Source organism: Enterobacter sp. ku-bf2 (genome assembly GCF_001742765.1).
Taxonomy (GTDB): domain Bacteria; phylum Pseudomonadota; class Gammaproteobacteria; order Enterobacterales; family Enterobacteriaceae; genus Enterobacter; species Enterobacter quasiroggenkampii.
This window is the reverse complement of the sequence record NZ_MDVW01000005.1, coordinates 47,335-62,676: the sequence shown is the minus strand read 5'-3', so window position 1 is coordinate 62,676 and position 15,342 is coordinate 47,335. Positions and strand designations below refer to the sequence as shown.

The following is a 15,342-nucleotide window of genomic DNA, read 5'->3' as shown; positions in this document are numbered from 1 at the left end:
TCGCATTCATGGTTTTATTTTGACCAATCAGGTCTACTTTTTGCGGTAAATATGGACATGTCAGGACGCCATCCACGCCCTGATAAGGGCAGAGAGGTCTACTGGTGATCTACAAATCCATTGCTGACAGATTGCGGCTGCGGCTGAATTCGTCGGACTACAACATCGGCAGTCCGCTGCCGGGCGAGAAAGCGCTGGCGCAGGAGTTCGGCGTGGCGCGAATGACCATCCGCAAGGCGCTGGATCTGCTGGTGAGCTGGGGGCTGGTTGAACGGCGGCACGGCAGCGGCACGTTTGTGTCACGCAAAGACGTTCACCACGAAACCACCAACCTGACAGGGCTGGTGGAGGTGTTGCGTCAGCAGGGAAAAGAAGTGCAGAGCAAGGTGCTGCAGTTCGAAGTGATGCCCGCCCCGCCCGCCATCGCCAGCCAGCTGCGAATTCAGGTGGATGAGCGGATCTACTTTTCCCGACGGGTGCGCTACGTGGACGGAAAGCCGCTGATGCTGGAGGACAGTTTTATGCCGGTGAAGCTGTTTCGCAATCTGTCGCTGGCGCATCTTGAAGGGTCAAAGTTTGATTACATAGAGAAGGAGTGCGGGATCACCATCAGCGGCAACTACGAGAGCCTGACGCCGGTGCTGGCCGATAAGCAGCTGGCGGGTTATATGAACCTGCCGGAACAGACGCCGCTGCTGCGTATCACCTCCCTTTCCTACAGCGATAGCGGCGAGTTCCTCAATTATTCCGTGATGTTCCGCAATACCAGTGATTACCAGGTGGACTACCATCTGCGGCGCATCCACCCGGACGACCTGCTAGCCCATCCCCCAGAACAGCACCGCCAGTAGCTGCGGGGTGATGATGCGCAGGAACATCACCAGCGGGTAGACGGTGGCATAGGAGAGCGCTGCCGCGCCGCTGGTGGTGTGCAGGTTGTTGGCAAAGGCCAGCGCGGGCGGATCGGTCATGGAGCCCGCCAGCATGCCGCACAGCGTCAGGTAGTTCATTTTGGCGAACATCCGCGCCAGTATGCCCACCGTCAGCAACGGAATCGCCGTGATAAAGATGCCGTAGCCGACCCAGCTCATCCCTTCGCCTTTGACCAGCGTATCGACGAAATCCCCGCCGGACTTCAGCCCGACCACCGCCAGGAACAGCACGATGCCCAGCTCGCGCAGCGCCAGGTTGGCGCTCGGCGGCATAAACCAGTAGAGCTTACCGATGCAGCCGATACGCCCGAGGATCAGCGCCATAATCAGCGGCCCGCCCGCCAGGCCCAGCTTGAGCGCAACCGGGAAGCCCGGCACGTACAGCGGAATAGAGCCGAGCAGCACGCCAAGCCCAATACCGATGAACACCGGCAGCATCTGCACCTGCTGCAGTTTCTGCTGGGCGTTACCCACCATATCCGCCACGGCGTCGATGGACGAGGGGCGACCCACCAGGTTGAGGATATCCCCGAACTGCAGGCTGGCCTCGGGGCTGGCGACAAGCTCGACACCCGCACGGTTGAGGCGGGAGATCACCACGTCATAGCGCTCTTTTACCTGCAGATCGCGTATTTTTTTACCCAGTACGTGCTCGTTAGTCACCACAACGCGCTCCACCCGCATATCGGTGCCGCGCGTGGAGAGCGAGGTATCCACTTCCTGACCAATCACCAGACGGGCATTGTTCAAATCGCCGGGCTGGCCAACCAGGTGCAACAGATCGCCTTGCTGAATGATGGTGCCGGGCGCGGGCACCATCAGCATATCGTCGCGCTTAAGGCGGGAGCAGATAATATTGGCGCTGTTCAGGATCGGCACGTCCTGAATCGCCATATTGTTCAGGTTGGGGTTATCAACCCGAATGTTGATGGTTTTGATCGGCATATGGCCGTTGGTGAGGGTGGTTTCGTGGTCCTTTGCCTCTTTATCGACGTTAATGCGAAACAGGACGCGGACCAGCCACATGGAGAGCAGAATGCCGCAAATGCCAAACGGATAGGCCATGGCGTAGCTCATCCCCATCTGGTCGACGATGCCGGGTTCGATGCCCAAATCGCGCAGGATTTGCTGCCCGGCACCGAGCGCGGGCGTGTTGGTGACCGCCCCGGAGAAAATGCCCAGCACTACGGGCAGCGGGATAGCAAAGATTTTATGCAGAATGGCGGTGACCAGCCCGCCCATCACCACAATGCCGAGGGCAAACAGGTTGAGCCGTAAGCCGGAAACACGAAGAGAGGCGAAAAAACCCGGCCCCACCTGAATCCCGATGGTATAAACGAACAGGATCAGGCCGAACTCCTGAGTAAAGTGGAGCATTTCGGCGCTCAGCACCAGCCCGAGCTGGTCGGCAAAGTGGCCGACAAAAATGCCGCCAAACAGCACCCCGCCTATCCCAAACCCGACGCCGCGGATTTTGATATTCCCTATCCACAGGCCAACAACAGCGACCAGGGCCAACACGCTGACGGTTAACGCGATATCACTCATGATCCACTTCCTTGGCATAACCTTAGTTATGCTAAGGATTCTCTCAGAGCCGTGGGCGGTTGTATGGGCGATGGCGCACAAAAAAGCCCTGCCGGGGCAGGGCCTTGTGCGGTCTGTGAGCGGTGTCGGGTGGCGGCTGCGCCTTACCCGACCTACAGGTTCGGTGGGATTGTTAACTGTTTAACGCCGGCCGGTCGCTAATGGCGATACGCTGTGGCGCGATGGCTTCCGGTACGTTACGGGTCAGGTCAATATGCAGCAGCCCGTTGGTAAACGTTGCGCCGGAGACGTCCATATGGTCTGCCAGGGTAAAGCTCAGGCTAAACGGCTGATTAACCAGCCCCTGATGCAGCCATTTGGTCTCGGTCTCTTGTTTCTCCGGCGTACCTTTCACGGTCAGACGCGTGCCTTCGAGCTGGATATCCAGATCCTCCTGACGGAAGCCGGCCAGCGCCAGGGTGATGCGATAGTGGTTATCGTCGCTTTTTTCGATGTTGTACGGCGGAAACGTCTGTTGCTCAGCGGTGTTTTGCAGGGCATTAGCCAGTTTGTCAAAACCAATCCACTGACGAAGTAAGGGGGATAAATCGTAGTTACGCATACTAAATCTCCTTCTGAGAAGCGAGTTCGGCACAGTTTAATTTTGTGCGCAGTTGTTCCTGCAAATCCGGATGGATTCGCATATGCTCCCGTTACGGCAAGCAAGTCTGGGTGGGCCGCTCGCGCGACCCGCATAATTAGTTAATTTCGATACGACGCGGTTTTTTCTCTTCCGGAATCACACGTTCCAGTTCGATAAACAGCAGGCCGTTGACCAGGTTCGCGCCTTTCACGTGAATGTTCTCGGCCAACTGAAACTTGCGTTCAAAGTTGCGCTCAGCGATGCCCTGGTAAAGGTAGGTACGTTCTTTCTGCTCGGCCGTATGGGAACCTTTCACCACCAGCAGGTTGTCCTGCGCGGTGATCTCCAGTTCGTTTTCTGCAAAACCGGCGACGGCAATGGCGATGCGGTAGTGGTTTTCGTCAACCAGCTCAACATTGTATGGAGGGTAGCCGTTGCTCTGGCTTTGGTTATTTTCTAAATGGTTAAACAGGCGGTCAAAACCAATTGCAGAACGGTATAGCGGAGAAAGATCGAAGTTACGCATAAATAAAACTCCTGAAATCAGCGAGAAAATTAAGCCTTCCACCATGGACAGGCCTTTGCGCCCCCCGAACACCCATCAGGCGAGTTCGTTATCGGGTCGTATTCTTAAAATGGGTCTGCAACCGGGCTTTTCAAGCGCGACGACTGCACTTTTTTTTGCACTTTCCTGCATCTCGCTTAGACTGGGACAACAGCACAAAGGGTTAAATTGCGATGGCTGCCACAGTGCGGGGTTATCGGGCTATCCATTTTGGTTAAGGCTCGTTATAACCCTGAGTTGCAGGTCTATGCAGTGCCATTAACGATGACTGAGTGATGATGAAAAATGTTCTGATAAAGCTGACGACGTTCAGCGGGGTTGTTTTACTTTGCGGGTGTTCGAGCGTGATGTCTCACACCGGCGGTAAAGAAGGAACATATCCGGGGACGCGCGCCAGCGCGGCGATGATCTCCGATGACGATACAAACTGGGGCACCAAATCCCTGGTTATCCTGGATATGCCGTTTACGGCTGTGGCGGATACGCTTTTGCTGCCGTGGGATATGTTTCGTAAGGACAACTCCGTGCGCTCACGGGTAGAAAAAAGCGAGCAGGAGAATCTGGCGACAAACGCCGTTATCCCGCCCGCTGACATGCCTCCACGCTAGTTCTGCGCGGTTTCCGTTAACCAAAGTTGACGGAAACCCCCTGTCTCTTCCATCCACGCGATAAAGCGCCCGTCCGGGGAAAACACGACGGCATCAGCAGACGGCGGATTGCCGTGATCGGACGTCAAAAACGTCACCTCTCCAGTCTGCGCGTCACAGCAGGCGATCCGGTTTTCGAGCACAAACCCCAGTCGGTCACCCGCCGGATGCCAGTTAAACGCAGACTGAATACCGCTCGCGGTCTGCGTCAGCTGGCGCGGCTCGCCGCCCTCAGGCGAGATCAGCCACAGCTGCACAATGCCGTTATCGTCGCGCATCAGAAACGCGATCTGCGTTCCCTGCGGGTTGCTGCGAACCCAGTGACGCGGCACGTTCACCAGACCCGGATAGGCCCTCTGATGCGTAAAGGTCAAACGACGCTGCTTAACCCCTGCAGGCGGGGCTGGCAGGGTCTCTTCGGTGCCCTGCAGCGGCGCATCGCCCGCGCGTTTCCAGCCCTGCTCGTCTTCCGGCAGGTCGACGATAAACAGTTCGGGGACTTTTTCGCCCTGCGCAGAGAGGGTATCACCGATAAACGCCAGCCTGGTGTTGCCCACCCAGCCCTCTTCATAGGCGCGGTTAATCTCGTCGCTGCCCGGCTGCGGGTTGGGCGTCGTGCGGCTGACCAGCACGCTCCAGTAAGCACCCGGGTATTCGCGGGGATGGTTCCCCTGCGGGTTCACCGGGCCGTAAGGCGCCGCCACGCCGACGTTGCGTAAATCACGTTTAGGGTCGCGCACGTGCAGCACGTGGTCGTTATAGGTAAAGCTGACGAGCTGGCCGTTCGGGCTGAAGACATGGACGTGGCTGCCGCCGCGCAGCGCGCCAGGGGTGTACGGCGAAGTGATATCCATCGCGTCCAGGTTGCTCACCTGACCGTGAAGCGCAATCACCCCCTGACGATGATGAAAATCGTAGTGCCAGTCTGCATCCGGGTTTTTCGGGCCGTGGATGAAGACGTATTTCTCCTCCGCGGGATGAACGGTCACCACGCCAACATGCGCGCCGTCAGTGGCGCGATAAACCACGTCTACCTCGCCCGTGCCGACGTTGACCCGCTCGATGGTTTCTCCGGTGAACGATGCACCTGACGGGCGCACGTCATAGACCAGCCACTGGCTGTCCGGCGTCCAGGTATTGATGTTGGTCAGCTGGTGGTTGCGGGAAGCGAAGGTGATTTGTTTCATGAGGATACCCTGATGCGCAGTTATCGCATCAGGGTATAGCAAGCGGGTGTTTAGTTCAGCACAAACTTCTCAATGGCGTAAGCCACGCCGTCTTCGAGGTTAGATTTGGTGACAAAATTAGCCACTTCTTTCACCGACGGAATGGCGTTATCCATCGCCACGCCCATGCCCGCGAATTCAATCATCGCGATGTCGTTTTCCTGGTCGCCCAGCGCCATGATTTCGTCCGGCTTGATGCCCAGCGCGTCGGCCAGCGATTTCACGCCGGTGCCTTTATTGACGCGTTTATCGAGGATTTCAAGGAAGTACGGCGCACTTTTCAGCACGGTGTATTTCTCTTTCACCTCGGCCGGAATGCGCGCAATCGCTTTATCCAGGATCTCCGGCTCGTCGATCATCATCACTTTCAGGAACTGGGTGGCCGGATCCATTTTCTCGGCTTCACAGAACACCAGCGGAATGGTCGCCACGTAGGATTCATGTACCGTGTAGTAGCTGATATCACGGTTGGCGGTGTAAAGCGTATTGCGATCGAGGGCGTGGAAGTGGGAGCCCACTTCACGGGACAGTTTTTCCAGGAACCGGTAGTCATCGTAGCTCAGCGCGGTTTGCGCAACCGTACTGCCATCCGCGGCTTTCTGTACCAGCGCGCCGTTATAGGTGATGCAGTAGTCGCCAGGCTGATTCATATGAAGCTCTTTCAGGTAGCTGTGCACGCCCGCATACGGACGCCCCGTAGTGAGGACCACATTCACACCCTTGGCGCGTGCCGCGGCGATCGCGTTCTTAACGGCTGGAGAGATAGTGTGGTCTGGCAGCAACAGCGTGCCGTCCATATCGATTGCAATAAGTTTGATAGCCATGAGTTCCCCGGGATAAATGAGTGCTGCCTCATGCTAACGCGATTAAGCACACAAAAATAGAGCTATATTGCGCAACAAAAGCCCCCTTTTACGCTTCTCCCGGGGAATAAAAACTTACTCGCGAGTGAGAACGATTTTACCAAACGCACCGCGATCCAGATGCTCAAGTGCCTGTTCAAACTCGTTAAAACGGTAGCGATGCTCAATCACGGGTTTCAGGCCGGTGACATCAACAGCGCGGACGAAATCTTCCAGCGCCCTGCGGTGTCCTACGCCGATCCCCTGAATGACGGGAGATTTCTGCAACAGTTCGCCAGCAGAGAGCGAAATGTCAGTGCCGGCCAGCACGCCAATGACCGAGATACGTCCATGAACGGCAACGGCGCGCAGGGAGTGCTTCAGGTTCTCCCCGCCCACGGTTTCAATAATATGGTCGATGCCGCGATCCTGCGTCAGTGCCAGCGTATTTTCAGCCCAGTCGCCTTTCAGGCGGTTGATGCCCTGGCTGGCCCCCAGTTTTTTGGCCAACGCCAGCTTTTCATCGCTCCCCGAGGTGACAAATACCTCTGCGCCGTGCGCTTTGGCAATTTGCAGGGCGAAAATCGCCACGCCGCCCGTCCCCTGTACCAGCACCGACTGTCCGGCGCGCAGCTGGCCGCGTTCCACCAGCGCGAACCAGGCGGTAAGCCCTGCACAAGGCAAGGTGCTGGCCTCTGCGTCATCCAGGGTTTCCGGCGATGCCGCCAGCGCGTCTTCCTTCACAATCACATACTCGGCCAGCATTCCCTGGAAGTATCCACCGGACGTTCTATAGGGCAAATTGCGCGCGTCCGCCTGCGGTTTACCGTCGATCCACTCCGGGAAGAAGGTTGAGATAACGCGAGCGCCGGGCTGGAAACGCGTGACGCCTTCACCAACGCTGTCTACGACGCCCGCCATGTCAGACGCCGGGGTAAACGGGAAGGAGAGCGGAATCGGCATCGTGCCTTCAATCACCATTTTATCGCGATAGTTGAGCGCAACGGCATTCACCCGTACGCGTACTTCACCCGGGCCTGGCTGTGGAATGGGCTCCTGAGTGAGTGTGAGGCTCTCGCGCCCGAGGGCGTTCATCGTCCAGCGTTGCATTGTCTCTGTCATTTCTCTCTCCTGCGATCAAATAAGCTTCAGTACCGACAGTCTAGCGTTGACTCTTCGTCACCAGTGGCGATAAGTTTTCTCTTTATTGATGCCTGAATGGATACAATCCATGACCGATACGCTGAAAGATATTCCTGTTTTTGTCGCTGCCGTGGAGGCAGGAAGCTTTGCACAGGCCGCAGTTCGCCTGCACCTGTCGCGCTCGGCGGTGGGAAAAAGCATTGCTCGCCTTGAGGAACGCCTCGGAGTACGGCTCTTTCAGCGCACCACACGCAGCCAGCGGCTGACCGATAACGGCGCCCTGTTCTACGAGCGCTGTCTGCGCGCGCTGGAGGAGATTCGGGGCGCAGAGTCGCTGCTTGAAACAGGGAAACAGCAGGTCAGCGGCCGCCTGCGCGTTGCCATGCCGGTACTGTTTGGCCGCCAGTGCGTCGCGCCGCTGTTGATTGAACTGGCGCAGGAACACCCTGGGCTTGAGCTTGAAATGTCGTTCAGCGACCGCGTGGTGGATCTGGTGGAGGAAGGGTTTGATATGGCGGTGCGTAACGGCACGCTGCAGGACAGCAGCGTGCTGGTCGCCAGAAAGCTGGGGGAACACCGCATGGTGCTATGTGCCGCGCCGGATTATCTGCAGAAGAAAGGCCAGCCGCAAAGCGTGGCTGATTTACCCCATCATACGGCGATTAACTATCTGCGCGCAGGCAGAGTCCTCTCCTGGCAGCTGATGGATAATGAAGGGACCTCGCACAGCTTTACTCCTCGTTCATCACTCAATATGGATGATTTGCAGGCCATATGCGACGCGGCGTTGACCGGGCACGGCATTGCCTGGCTCCCCTGCTGGATGGCCATTAAAGAAATCCATCAGGGAAAACTCGTCCCGCTCCTGAAGCAGGCGCCGGATGTCCATTTTGACGTCCATGCGGTCTGGCAGCAGACGCCGCATCTGCCGCTGAGGGTAAGAATGGCCATAGACACGCTGGCGAGCCGTTTACCGTCCGTGATGTCGCTGGATATGCCTGCGCCCATAAAAAAGCCGCGCTAAAAGCGCGGCCAGTTATCGTGCGGTATAACGTCGATTAAATATCGATATTTGCCGCTTTCAGGGCGTTCTCTTCGATGAAGGCACGACGTGGTTCAACCGCATCGCCCATCAGGGTGGTGAACAGCTGGTCTGCAGCAATCGCGTCCTTAACGGTAACGCGCAGCATGCGACGGCTTTCCGGATCCATGGTGGTTTCCCACAGCTGCTCCGGGTTCATTTCGCCCAGACCTTTATAGCGCTGGATCGCGAGGCCGCGACGGGACTCTTTCACCAGCCAGTCCAGCGCCTGCTCGAAGCTGGCTACCGGCTGACGACGTTCGCCACGTTCGATGAACGCATCGTCTTCGATCAGGCCGCGCAGCTTCTCGCCGAGCGTGCAGATGCGACGGTATTCCGGACCGGTCACAAATTCGTGCTCCAGCGGGTAGTCGGTATCGACGCCGTGGGTACGCACGCGAACGATCGGCTCGAACTGATGATCGGCGTTCTGCTGAACATCGCATTTCCACTGGCTGCCGTGCTGCTCTTTCTCGTTCAGATCGGTCACCAGGGCATTCACCCAGCGGGTAACGGTTTGCTCGTCGCTCAGATCGGCTTCGGTCAGGGTTGGCTGATAAACCAGCTCCTTCAGCAGCGTTTTCGGATAACGGCGTTCCATACGCGTAATCATTTTCTGCGTGGCGTTGAACTCGGACACCAGACGCTCCAGCGGCTCACCGGCCAGTGCAGGAGCGTGCGAGTTCGCGTGCAGGGTTGCGCCATCAAGTGCGATCGCGATTTGGTACTGATCCATCGCTTCGTCATCTTTGATGTACTGTTCCTGCTTGCCTTTCTTCACTTTGTACAGCGGCGGCTGGGCAATATAGACGTGGCCACGTTCAACGATTTCAGGCATCTGACGATAGAAGAAGGTCAGCAGCAGCGTACGAATGTGCGAGCCGTCGACGTCCGCATCGGTCATGATGATGATGCTGTGATAGCGCAGTTTGTCCGGGTTGTACTCGTCACGGCCGATGCCGCAGCCCAGCGCGGTGATGAGCGTCGCCACTTCCTGAGAAGAGAGCATCTTGTCGAAGCGCGCCTTCTCAACGTTGAGGATTTTACCCTTCAGCGGCAGGATAGCCTGGTTCTTACGGTTACGGCCCTGCTTCGCAGAACCGCCCGCGGAGTCCCCTTCCACAAGGTACAGTTCGGACAGCGCCGGGTCGCGTTCCTGGCAGTCAGCCAGCTTGCCCGGCAGGCCAGCTAAGTCCAGCGCGCCTTTACGACGGGTCATTTCACGGGCTTTACGCGCCGCTTCACGGGCACGCGCCGCATCGATAATTTTACCCACCACGATTTTCGCGTCGGACGGGTTTTCCAGCAGGTATTCGCTCAGCAGTTCGTTCATCTGCTGCTCAACCGCCGATTTCACCTCAGAAGAGACCAGCTTGTCTTTGGTCTGTGAGGAGAACTTCGGATCCGGCACCTTCACGGAGACAACGGCAATCAGGCCTTCACGAGCATCGTCACCGGTGGCGCTGACTTTCGCTTTCTTGCTGTAGCCTTCTTTGTCCATGTAGGCGTTCAGGGTACGGGTCATCGCCGCACGGAAGCCTGCAAGGTGAGTACCACCGTCACGCTGTGGAATGTTGTTGGTGAAGCAGTAGATGTTTTCCTGGAAACCGTCGTTCCACTGCAGCGCCACTTCCACGCCAATACCGTCTTTTTCGGTGGAGAAGTAGAAGATATTCGGGTGAATAGGCGTTTTGTTCTTGTTCAGATACTCAACGAACGCCTTGATACCGCCTTCGTAGTGGAAGTGGTCTTCTTTGTTGTCACGCTTGTCGCGCAGGCGAATCGAGACGCCGGAGTTCAGGAACGACAGTTCACGCAGGCGTTTCGCCAGGATGTCGTACTCGAACTCGGTGACGTTGGTGAAGGTTTCGAGGCTCGGCCAGAAACGCACCATGGTACCGGTTTTGTCGGTGTCGCCCGTAACGGCCAGTGGTGCCTGCGGCACGCCGTGCGTATAAAGCTGACGGTGGATTTTGCCTTCGCGCTGGATAACCAGCTCCAGCTTCTGCGACAGGGCGTTTACTACCGAAACACCCACGCCGTGCAGGCCGCCGGAAACTTTATAGGAGTTATCGTCGAACTTACCGCCTGCGTGCAGGACGGTCATGATCACTTCCGCCGCAGAGACGCCCTCTTCCGGGTGAATACCGGTTGGGATGCCACGACCGTCATCGGTGACGGAGACGGAGTTGTCCGCATGGATGGTGACCACGATGTCTTTACAGTGACCCGCGAGCGCTTCGTCGATAGCGTTATCTACCACCTCGAATACCATGTGGTGCAGACCGGTGCCGTCATCCGTGTCGCCGATATACATACCCGGGCGCTTACGCACCGCATCCAGCCCTTTCAGGACTTTGATACTGGAGGAGTCATAAGAATTCGACATCAACGTTTCTCGCTCATTTCAACTTGGGTTAATCCGTTATTTTACCCTTTTCCACGGTAAACATCTTCGAATTTTCGTCCGACATGTCTATAACGTGTTCAGCGCTTATTGCGCTGACGAAAACCTGCGACTGCGTGGCTTTTAAGCGGCTGGCAAGCAGCCCGCGCCGCGCGTCGTCAAGTTCCGAGGCAAAATCATCTATCAGGTACAGGCAGCGTCGCCCGCTCTCGCGGGTAAGAAACTCCCCCTGTGCCAGGCGTAGCGCACACATCAGGAGCTTGAGCTGCCCGCGCGACAGCGTGTCTTCCACCGGCGCACCGTCAGCACGAATGCGGAAATCCGCCTTGTGCGGGCCGTGCGCGGTGTAGGTCAACATGCGGTCGCGCTCGAAGCTTCTCTCTAACACCTCGGCATAGTCCGTCTCTTTCTCCCAGCCGCGCTGGAAGGAGAAGGTGAGAGAGAATTCAGGTAAAAACTGTTTGCAGGTGTCGGCCATGTCTTCGGCGATACCTGCGCTGTATTCGGCACGCCAGCGGCTGATCTGTTCCGCGAGAGGGATTAACTCCATGTCCCACGGACGCAGCTGGGCGTAGCGCGTCACCTGACGCAGTGCGGCGTTACGCTGCTTGAGCAGACGCTTCAGGTTGCTCCAGGCGTTAAAGAATCCGGCTTCGTTGTGAAAGCATCCCCAGTCGAGGAACGCTCTTCTGTATTTGGGGCCGCCGTTGAGTAAAGTAAACCCCTCGGGCGTGATCAGCTGCATCGGCATCAGCAGCGCCAGCTCGGCCACCTTGTGACCGTCGGTACCATCGATGCGCACCTTGCTGTCGCCCTGCTTGTCTTTGGTCAGGCCGATGGCGGTTTCCCGCTCCTCGCCCTGCAAACGCCCGTGCAGAACAAAGGATTCCTGCTCGTGGCGAATGACGCGACCAATCTGCAAACTGCGAAACGCCCGGCCGTGGCCGAGCGTATAGATGGCTTCCAGCACGCTGGTTTTGCCGCTGCCGTTCGCGCCAACCAGGAAGTTAAAGCCAGGGGATAAAGCGAGATCCGCGCTCTCGATGTTGCGAAAGTCGCGGATCAACAGACGGGTGAGCGACATTACAGTCTCATTGGCATGACAACATAGGCAGCCGACTGTGATGCGGCATCTTCAATCTGTACGCTCGAAACGGAGTCGGTCAGCAGGATGCGCACGTTCTCGCATTTCAGCGCATTCAGCACATCCAGCACGTAGCTAACATTGAAGCCGATTTCCATCTCAGCCCCGGCGTAGGTGACGTCCAGAATCTCTTCTGCCTCTTCCTGCTCCGGGTTGTTGGCGGTGATTTTGATCTGGTTTTCACTCACATACAGACGCACGCCGCGGAATTTCTCGTTAGAGAGAATGGCCGCACGCGCAAACGCCTGCTTAAGGCTATCGCAACCGGCTTCCAGCGTTTTGTCCGGATTCTTCGGCAATACGCGGCGATAATCCGGGAAACGGCCGTCAACCAGCTTCGATGTGAAGACAAAGTCGCCCACGTGAGCGCGGATGTTATTGCTGCCGATCTGCACGCGCAGCGGCGTGTCGCCACCGTCGAGCATACGCATCAGCTCAATCACCCCTTTACGCGGCACGATCACCGAATGGTTTGGCAGTGAGTCGCCAATCGGCATGGAACAGACCGCCAGACGGTGGCCGTCGGTCGCCACGGTACGCAGCTCTTCACCTTCGGTTTCGAACAGCATGCCGTTTAAGTAGTAACGAACGTCCTGATGCGCCATAGAGAACTGCGTGGCTTCAATCAGACGCTTCATCGTTGCCTGCGGCAGGGTAAATTCCACTTCGCTCTGCCAGTCGTCCAGGTTCGGGAAGTCCGCAGCAGGCAGCGTGGAGAGCGAGAAACGGCTGCGGCCAGAGCGCACCAGCATACGGTCGCCTTCCAGCTGCACGGCGATTTCAGCGCCTTCCGGCAGCCCGCGGCAGATATCAAAGAATTTACGTGCCGGAACCGTGGTCGCGCCCGCGTCGTGCGGCTGCGTCAGCGTAACGCGTGCGATCATTTCCATTTCCAGATCTGTACCGGTCAGCGACAGCGTACCGTCCGCGACCTGAAGCAGCAGGTTTCCGAGAATAGGCAGCGTTGGGCGGCCGCCTAATGGGCCACTCACCTGTTGCAGCGGTTTTAATAAATGTTCACGTTCAACGGTAAATTTCATAGCGTCACGATGATAATGTTCTGATTAGATTGGAAAAATCTTCTTTTATGTCGTGGCTTTCTTCGCGTAACTGCTCAATCTTGCGACAAGCGTGCAGCACGGTCGTATGGTCACGGCCACCAAACGCATCCCCGATTTCCGGCAGACTGTGGTTGGTTAACTCCTTTGCCAGCGCCATCGCCATCTGACGCGGACGCGCCACCGAGCGGGAACGACGTTTAGACAGTAAATCTGCCACTTTGATCTTGTAGTACTCAGCCACCGTCTTTTGAATATTGTCGATAGTGACCAGTTTTTCCTGCAATGCCAGCAAATCGCGCAGCGCTTCACGCACAAAATCGATGGTGATCGCACGACCGGTGAAGTTGGCATTGGCGATAACGCGGTTCAGTGCCCCCTCCAGCTCACGCACGTTGGAGCGCAGACGCTTGGCAATGAAGAACGCCACTTCACCCGGCAGGCGAATGTCGTTTTCATCGGCTTTCTTCATCAGGATCGCGACGCGGGTTTCCAGCTCCGGTGGCTCGATCGCCACGGTCAGGCCCCAGCCGAAGCGGGATTTCAGACGATCTTCAACGCCGTTGATCTCTTTTGGATAACGATCCGAGGTCAAAATGATCTGCTGATTACCTTCCAGCAGGGCGTTGAAGGTGTGGAAAAATTCTTCCTGCGATCGTTCTTTGTTGGCAAAGAATTGAATGTCATCGATCAGCAGCGCGTCAACGGAACGGTAGTAGCGTTTAAACTCTTCGATCGCATTGTTTTGCAGGGCTTTTACCATGTCCTGAACGAAGCGTTCGGAGTGCATATACACCACTTTGGCATTGGGCTTGCGCGCCATAATGCCGTTGCCCACCGCATGAAGAAGGTGCGTTTTACCCAGACCCGTGCCGCCATACAGAAACAGCGGGTTGTAGGCCCCACCGGGGTTATCAGCAACCTGGCGAGCCGCCGCGCGCGCCAGCTGGTTCGACTTACCTTCAACGAAGTTATCGAACGTGTGTTTCACGTTTACGTTAGAGCGGTAGGTTGGCTCAGCCGGTGCGGGAACATTATCCCACCCCTGACGAGCGGGGGCGACGCGAGGGGCCGGAACAGGAGCGGCCTGAGCAGGTGCTGCGACGTTTACGGTTTCACGAACGGTTTGGGTGACCGGCTTTGTACCCACTTCAAAGCGCAGCTGTGGGGCATCTGACCCGCAGAAATCGTTCAGCAGTCCATTGATGTTATTAAGGTATTTGTCCCTTACCCAATCGAGCACAAAACGGTTTGGCGCATACAAAGCCAGCGTGTTATCGCTCAGTTCCGCCTGCAACGGGCGGATCCACATACTGAATTCTGTGGCTGGTAACTCATCCTGCAATCGGGCAAGACACTGCTGCCAAAGCGAAAGTGACACGGCGGACTCCACTCGAACAATAAAAGAAAACTATTGAATATTCATGATTGTTGGCGCACATCGGCATGACCCTGTGTAAAGGGGGACGTGCGAATTGCTATCTGCAATTTATCCTGACCAGGATCCTGGGATCCCGATCGGGACCGCGGATCATAGCCTAAACTGAGCCAGAGATCTTCTGTTTCTCACAGATTCTTCCCGATTTATCCACAGGAAGATCAGAAACCGGTTAAGTGTAAACGATCCTGGCGCGAGTGCCCCACGATTTAGCCCGCATATTGGAAAAATTAATGAGCACAGACAATTTATTGCTTAAATGATCTAACGAAGATCCGGGACGATCCTTGCGCTTTGTCGGTGAGCCCGTATAATCCTCGACCCGGCGCGTGATGCTCATCTTCCTGCGTCGTCCGTTGCTCATTTTCCACGCGAAAACGTGCGGAAATACGCGGGAAATAAGGAAAGAGAATTGACTCCGGAGTGTACAATTATTACAATCCGGCCTCTTTAATCACCCACGCTGAGGCGTTAGTCGTTCGAAACTCGTTCGGGTATACGCAAAAGTCAGTGAATTTATTCAAGTTTAGGTAGAAATCGCCATGAAACGCACTTTTCAACCGTCTGTACTGAAGCGCAACCGTTCTCACGGCTTCCGTGCTCGTATGGCTACTAAAAATGGTCGTCAGGTTCTGGCACGTCGTCGTGCTAAAGGCCGCGCTCGTCTGACCGTTTCCAAGTAATAAAGC

Annotated in this window: 14 protein-coding genes and 1 other annotated feature; of the genes, 4 read left to right on the top strand and 10 right to left on the bottom strand. The window is 56.7% G+C overall.

What is annotated here, in order from left to right; genetic code table 11:
• Positions 1 to 104 precede the first annotated feature (104 nt).
• On the top strand, positions 105 to 851 hold the full coding sequence (locus BFG58_RS10905; protein ID WP_023618235.1) for a GntR family transcriptional regulator: 747 nt from the start codon (positions 105 to 107) through the stop codon (positions 849 to 851).
• Here BFG58_RS10905 and BFG58_RS10900 read toward each other — a convergent pair.
• The 3 genes from BFG58_RS10900 to ibpA form a co-directional block, all read right to left on the bottom strand.
• Complete coding sequence (locus BFG58_RS10900; protein WP_023618234.1) at positions 819 to 2,480, bottom strand: putative transporter; 1,662 nt, start codon at positions 2,478 to 2,480, stop codon at positions 819 to 821. The genes BFG58_RS10905 and BFG58_RS10900 overlap by 33 nt on opposite strands.
• Before the next feature lie 172 nt (positions 2,481 to 2,652).
• Positions 2,653 to 3,081 carry a small heat shock chaperone IbpB gene (gene ibpB, locus BFG58_RS10895; protein WP_008500161.1) on the bottom strand — a complete coding sequence of 143 codons (429 nt, stop codon included), beginning with the start codon at positions 3,079 to 3,081 and terminating at the stop codon, positions 2,653 to 2,655.
• 136 nt (positions 3,082 to 3,217) lie between these two features.
• Positions 3,218 to 3,628: a small heat shock chaperone IbpA gene (ibpA, locus tag BFG58_RS10890; protein WP_008500162.1), complete on the bottom strand. Its 411-nt coding sequence runs from the start codon at positions 3,626 to 3,628 to the stop codon at positions 3,218 to 3,220.
• Positions 3,622 to 3,693: a sequence feature (ROSE (Repression Of Heat Shock gene Expression) occurs in the 5'-region of heat shock genes and acts as an RNA thermometer to modulate expression.), on the bottom strand. (Overlaps the previous gene by 7 nt.)
• 249 nt (positions 3,694 to 3,942) lie before the next feature.
• On the opposite strand from ibpA, the gene BFG58_RS10885 reads away from it, so the two are divergent.
• Positions 3,943 to 4,275, top strand: coding sequence for a YceK/YidQ family lipoprotein (locus BFG58_RS10885; RefSeq protein WP_032662055.1), 333 nt, complete (start codon positions 3,943 to 3,945; stop codon positions 4,273 to 4,275).
• On the opposite strand, the gene BFG58_RS10880 is transcribed toward BFG58_RS10885, so the two are convergent.
• From BFG58_RS10880 to BFG58_RS10870, 3 genes are all read right to left on the bottom strand, one after another.
• A complete protein-coding gene (locus BFG58_RS10880) occupies positions 4,272 to 5,501 on the bottom strand; it encodes a DUF3748 domain-containing protein (RefSeq protein ID WP_069719804.1) in 1,230 nt (409 codons plus the stop codon). The genes BFG58_RS10885 and BFG58_RS10880 overlap by 4 nt on opposite strands.
• A gap of 50 nt (positions 5,502 to 5,551) precedes the next feature.
• Positions 5,552 to 6,364, bottom strand: a complete 813-nt coding sequence (yidA, locus tag BFG58_RS10875; RefSeq protein WP_008500165.1) for a sugar-phosphatase — start codon at positions 6,362 to 6,364, stop codon at positions 5,552 to 5,554.
• Between the two features lie 114 nt (positions 6,365 to 6,478).
• Positions 6,479 to 7,504: an NAD(P)-dependent alcohol dehydrogenase gene (locus tag BFG58_RS10870; RefSeq protein WP_069719803.1), complete on the bottom strand. Its 1,026-nt coding sequence runs from the start codon at positions 7,502 to 7,504 to the stop codon at positions 6,479 to 6,481.
• A gap of 109 nt (positions 7,505 to 7,613) precedes the next feature.
• On the opposite strand from BFG58_RS10870, the gene BFG58_RS10865 reads away from it, so the two are divergent.
• Positions 7,614 to 8,549: a LysR family transcriptional regulator gene (locus tag BFG58_RS10865; protein WP_045909363.1), complete on the top strand. Its 936-nt coding sequence runs from the start codon at positions 7,614 to 7,616 to the stop codon at positions 8,547 to 8,549.
• 34 nt (positions 8,550 to 8,583) lie between these two features.
• Here the strand turns inward: BFG58_RS10865 and gyrB are convergent, their stop codons facing one another.
• The 4 genes from gyrB to dnaA are packed head-to-tail and all read right to left on the bottom strand — an operon-like array spanning position 8,584 to position 14,596.
• Positions 8,584 to 10,995: a DNA topoisomerase (ATP-hydrolyzing) subunit B gene (gene gyrB / locus BFG58_RS10860; protein WP_048030320.1), complete on the bottom strand. Its 2,412-nt coding sequence runs from the start codon at positions 10,993 to 10,995 to the stop codon at positions 8,584 to 8,586.
• A gap of 28 nt (positions 10,996 to 11,023) precedes the next feature.
• The gene (recF, locus tag BFG58_RS10855) at positions 11,024 to 12,097 is read right to left on the bottom strand and encodes a DNA replication/repair protein RecF (protein WP_048030318.1); all 1,074 of its coding nucleotides are present in this window, start codon (positions 12,095 to 12,097) and stop codon (positions 11,024 to 11,026) included.
• On the bottom strand, positions 12,097 to 13,197 hold the full coding sequence (gene dnaN, locus BFG58_RS10850) for a DNA polymerase III subunit beta (RefSeq protein WP_008500170.1): 1,101 nt from the start codon (positions 13,195 to 13,197) through the stop codon (positions 12,097 to 12,099). The genes recF and dnaN overlap by 1 nt, the downstream gene beginning before the upstream one ends.
• Positions 13,198 to 13,201: 4 nt before the next feature.
• Positions 13,202 to 14,596 carry a chromosomal replication initiator protein DnaA gene (gene dnaA, locus BFG58_RS10845; RefSeq protein WP_039267117.1) on the bottom strand — a complete coding sequence of 465 codons (1,395 nt, stop codon included), beginning with the start codon at positions 14,594 to 14,596 and terminating at the stop codon, positions 13,202 to 13,204.
• Positions 14,597 to 15,195: 599 nt separating this feature from the next.
• On the opposite strand from dnaA, the gene rpmH reads away from it, so the two are divergent.
• Positions 15,196 to 15,336, top strand: a complete 141-nt coding sequence (rpmH, locus tag BFG58_RS10840) for a 50S ribosomal protein L34 (RefSeq protein ID WP_000831330.1) — start codon at positions 15,196 to 15,198, stop codon at positions 15,334 to 15,336.
• Positions 15,337 to 15,342 lie beyond the last annotated feature (6 nt).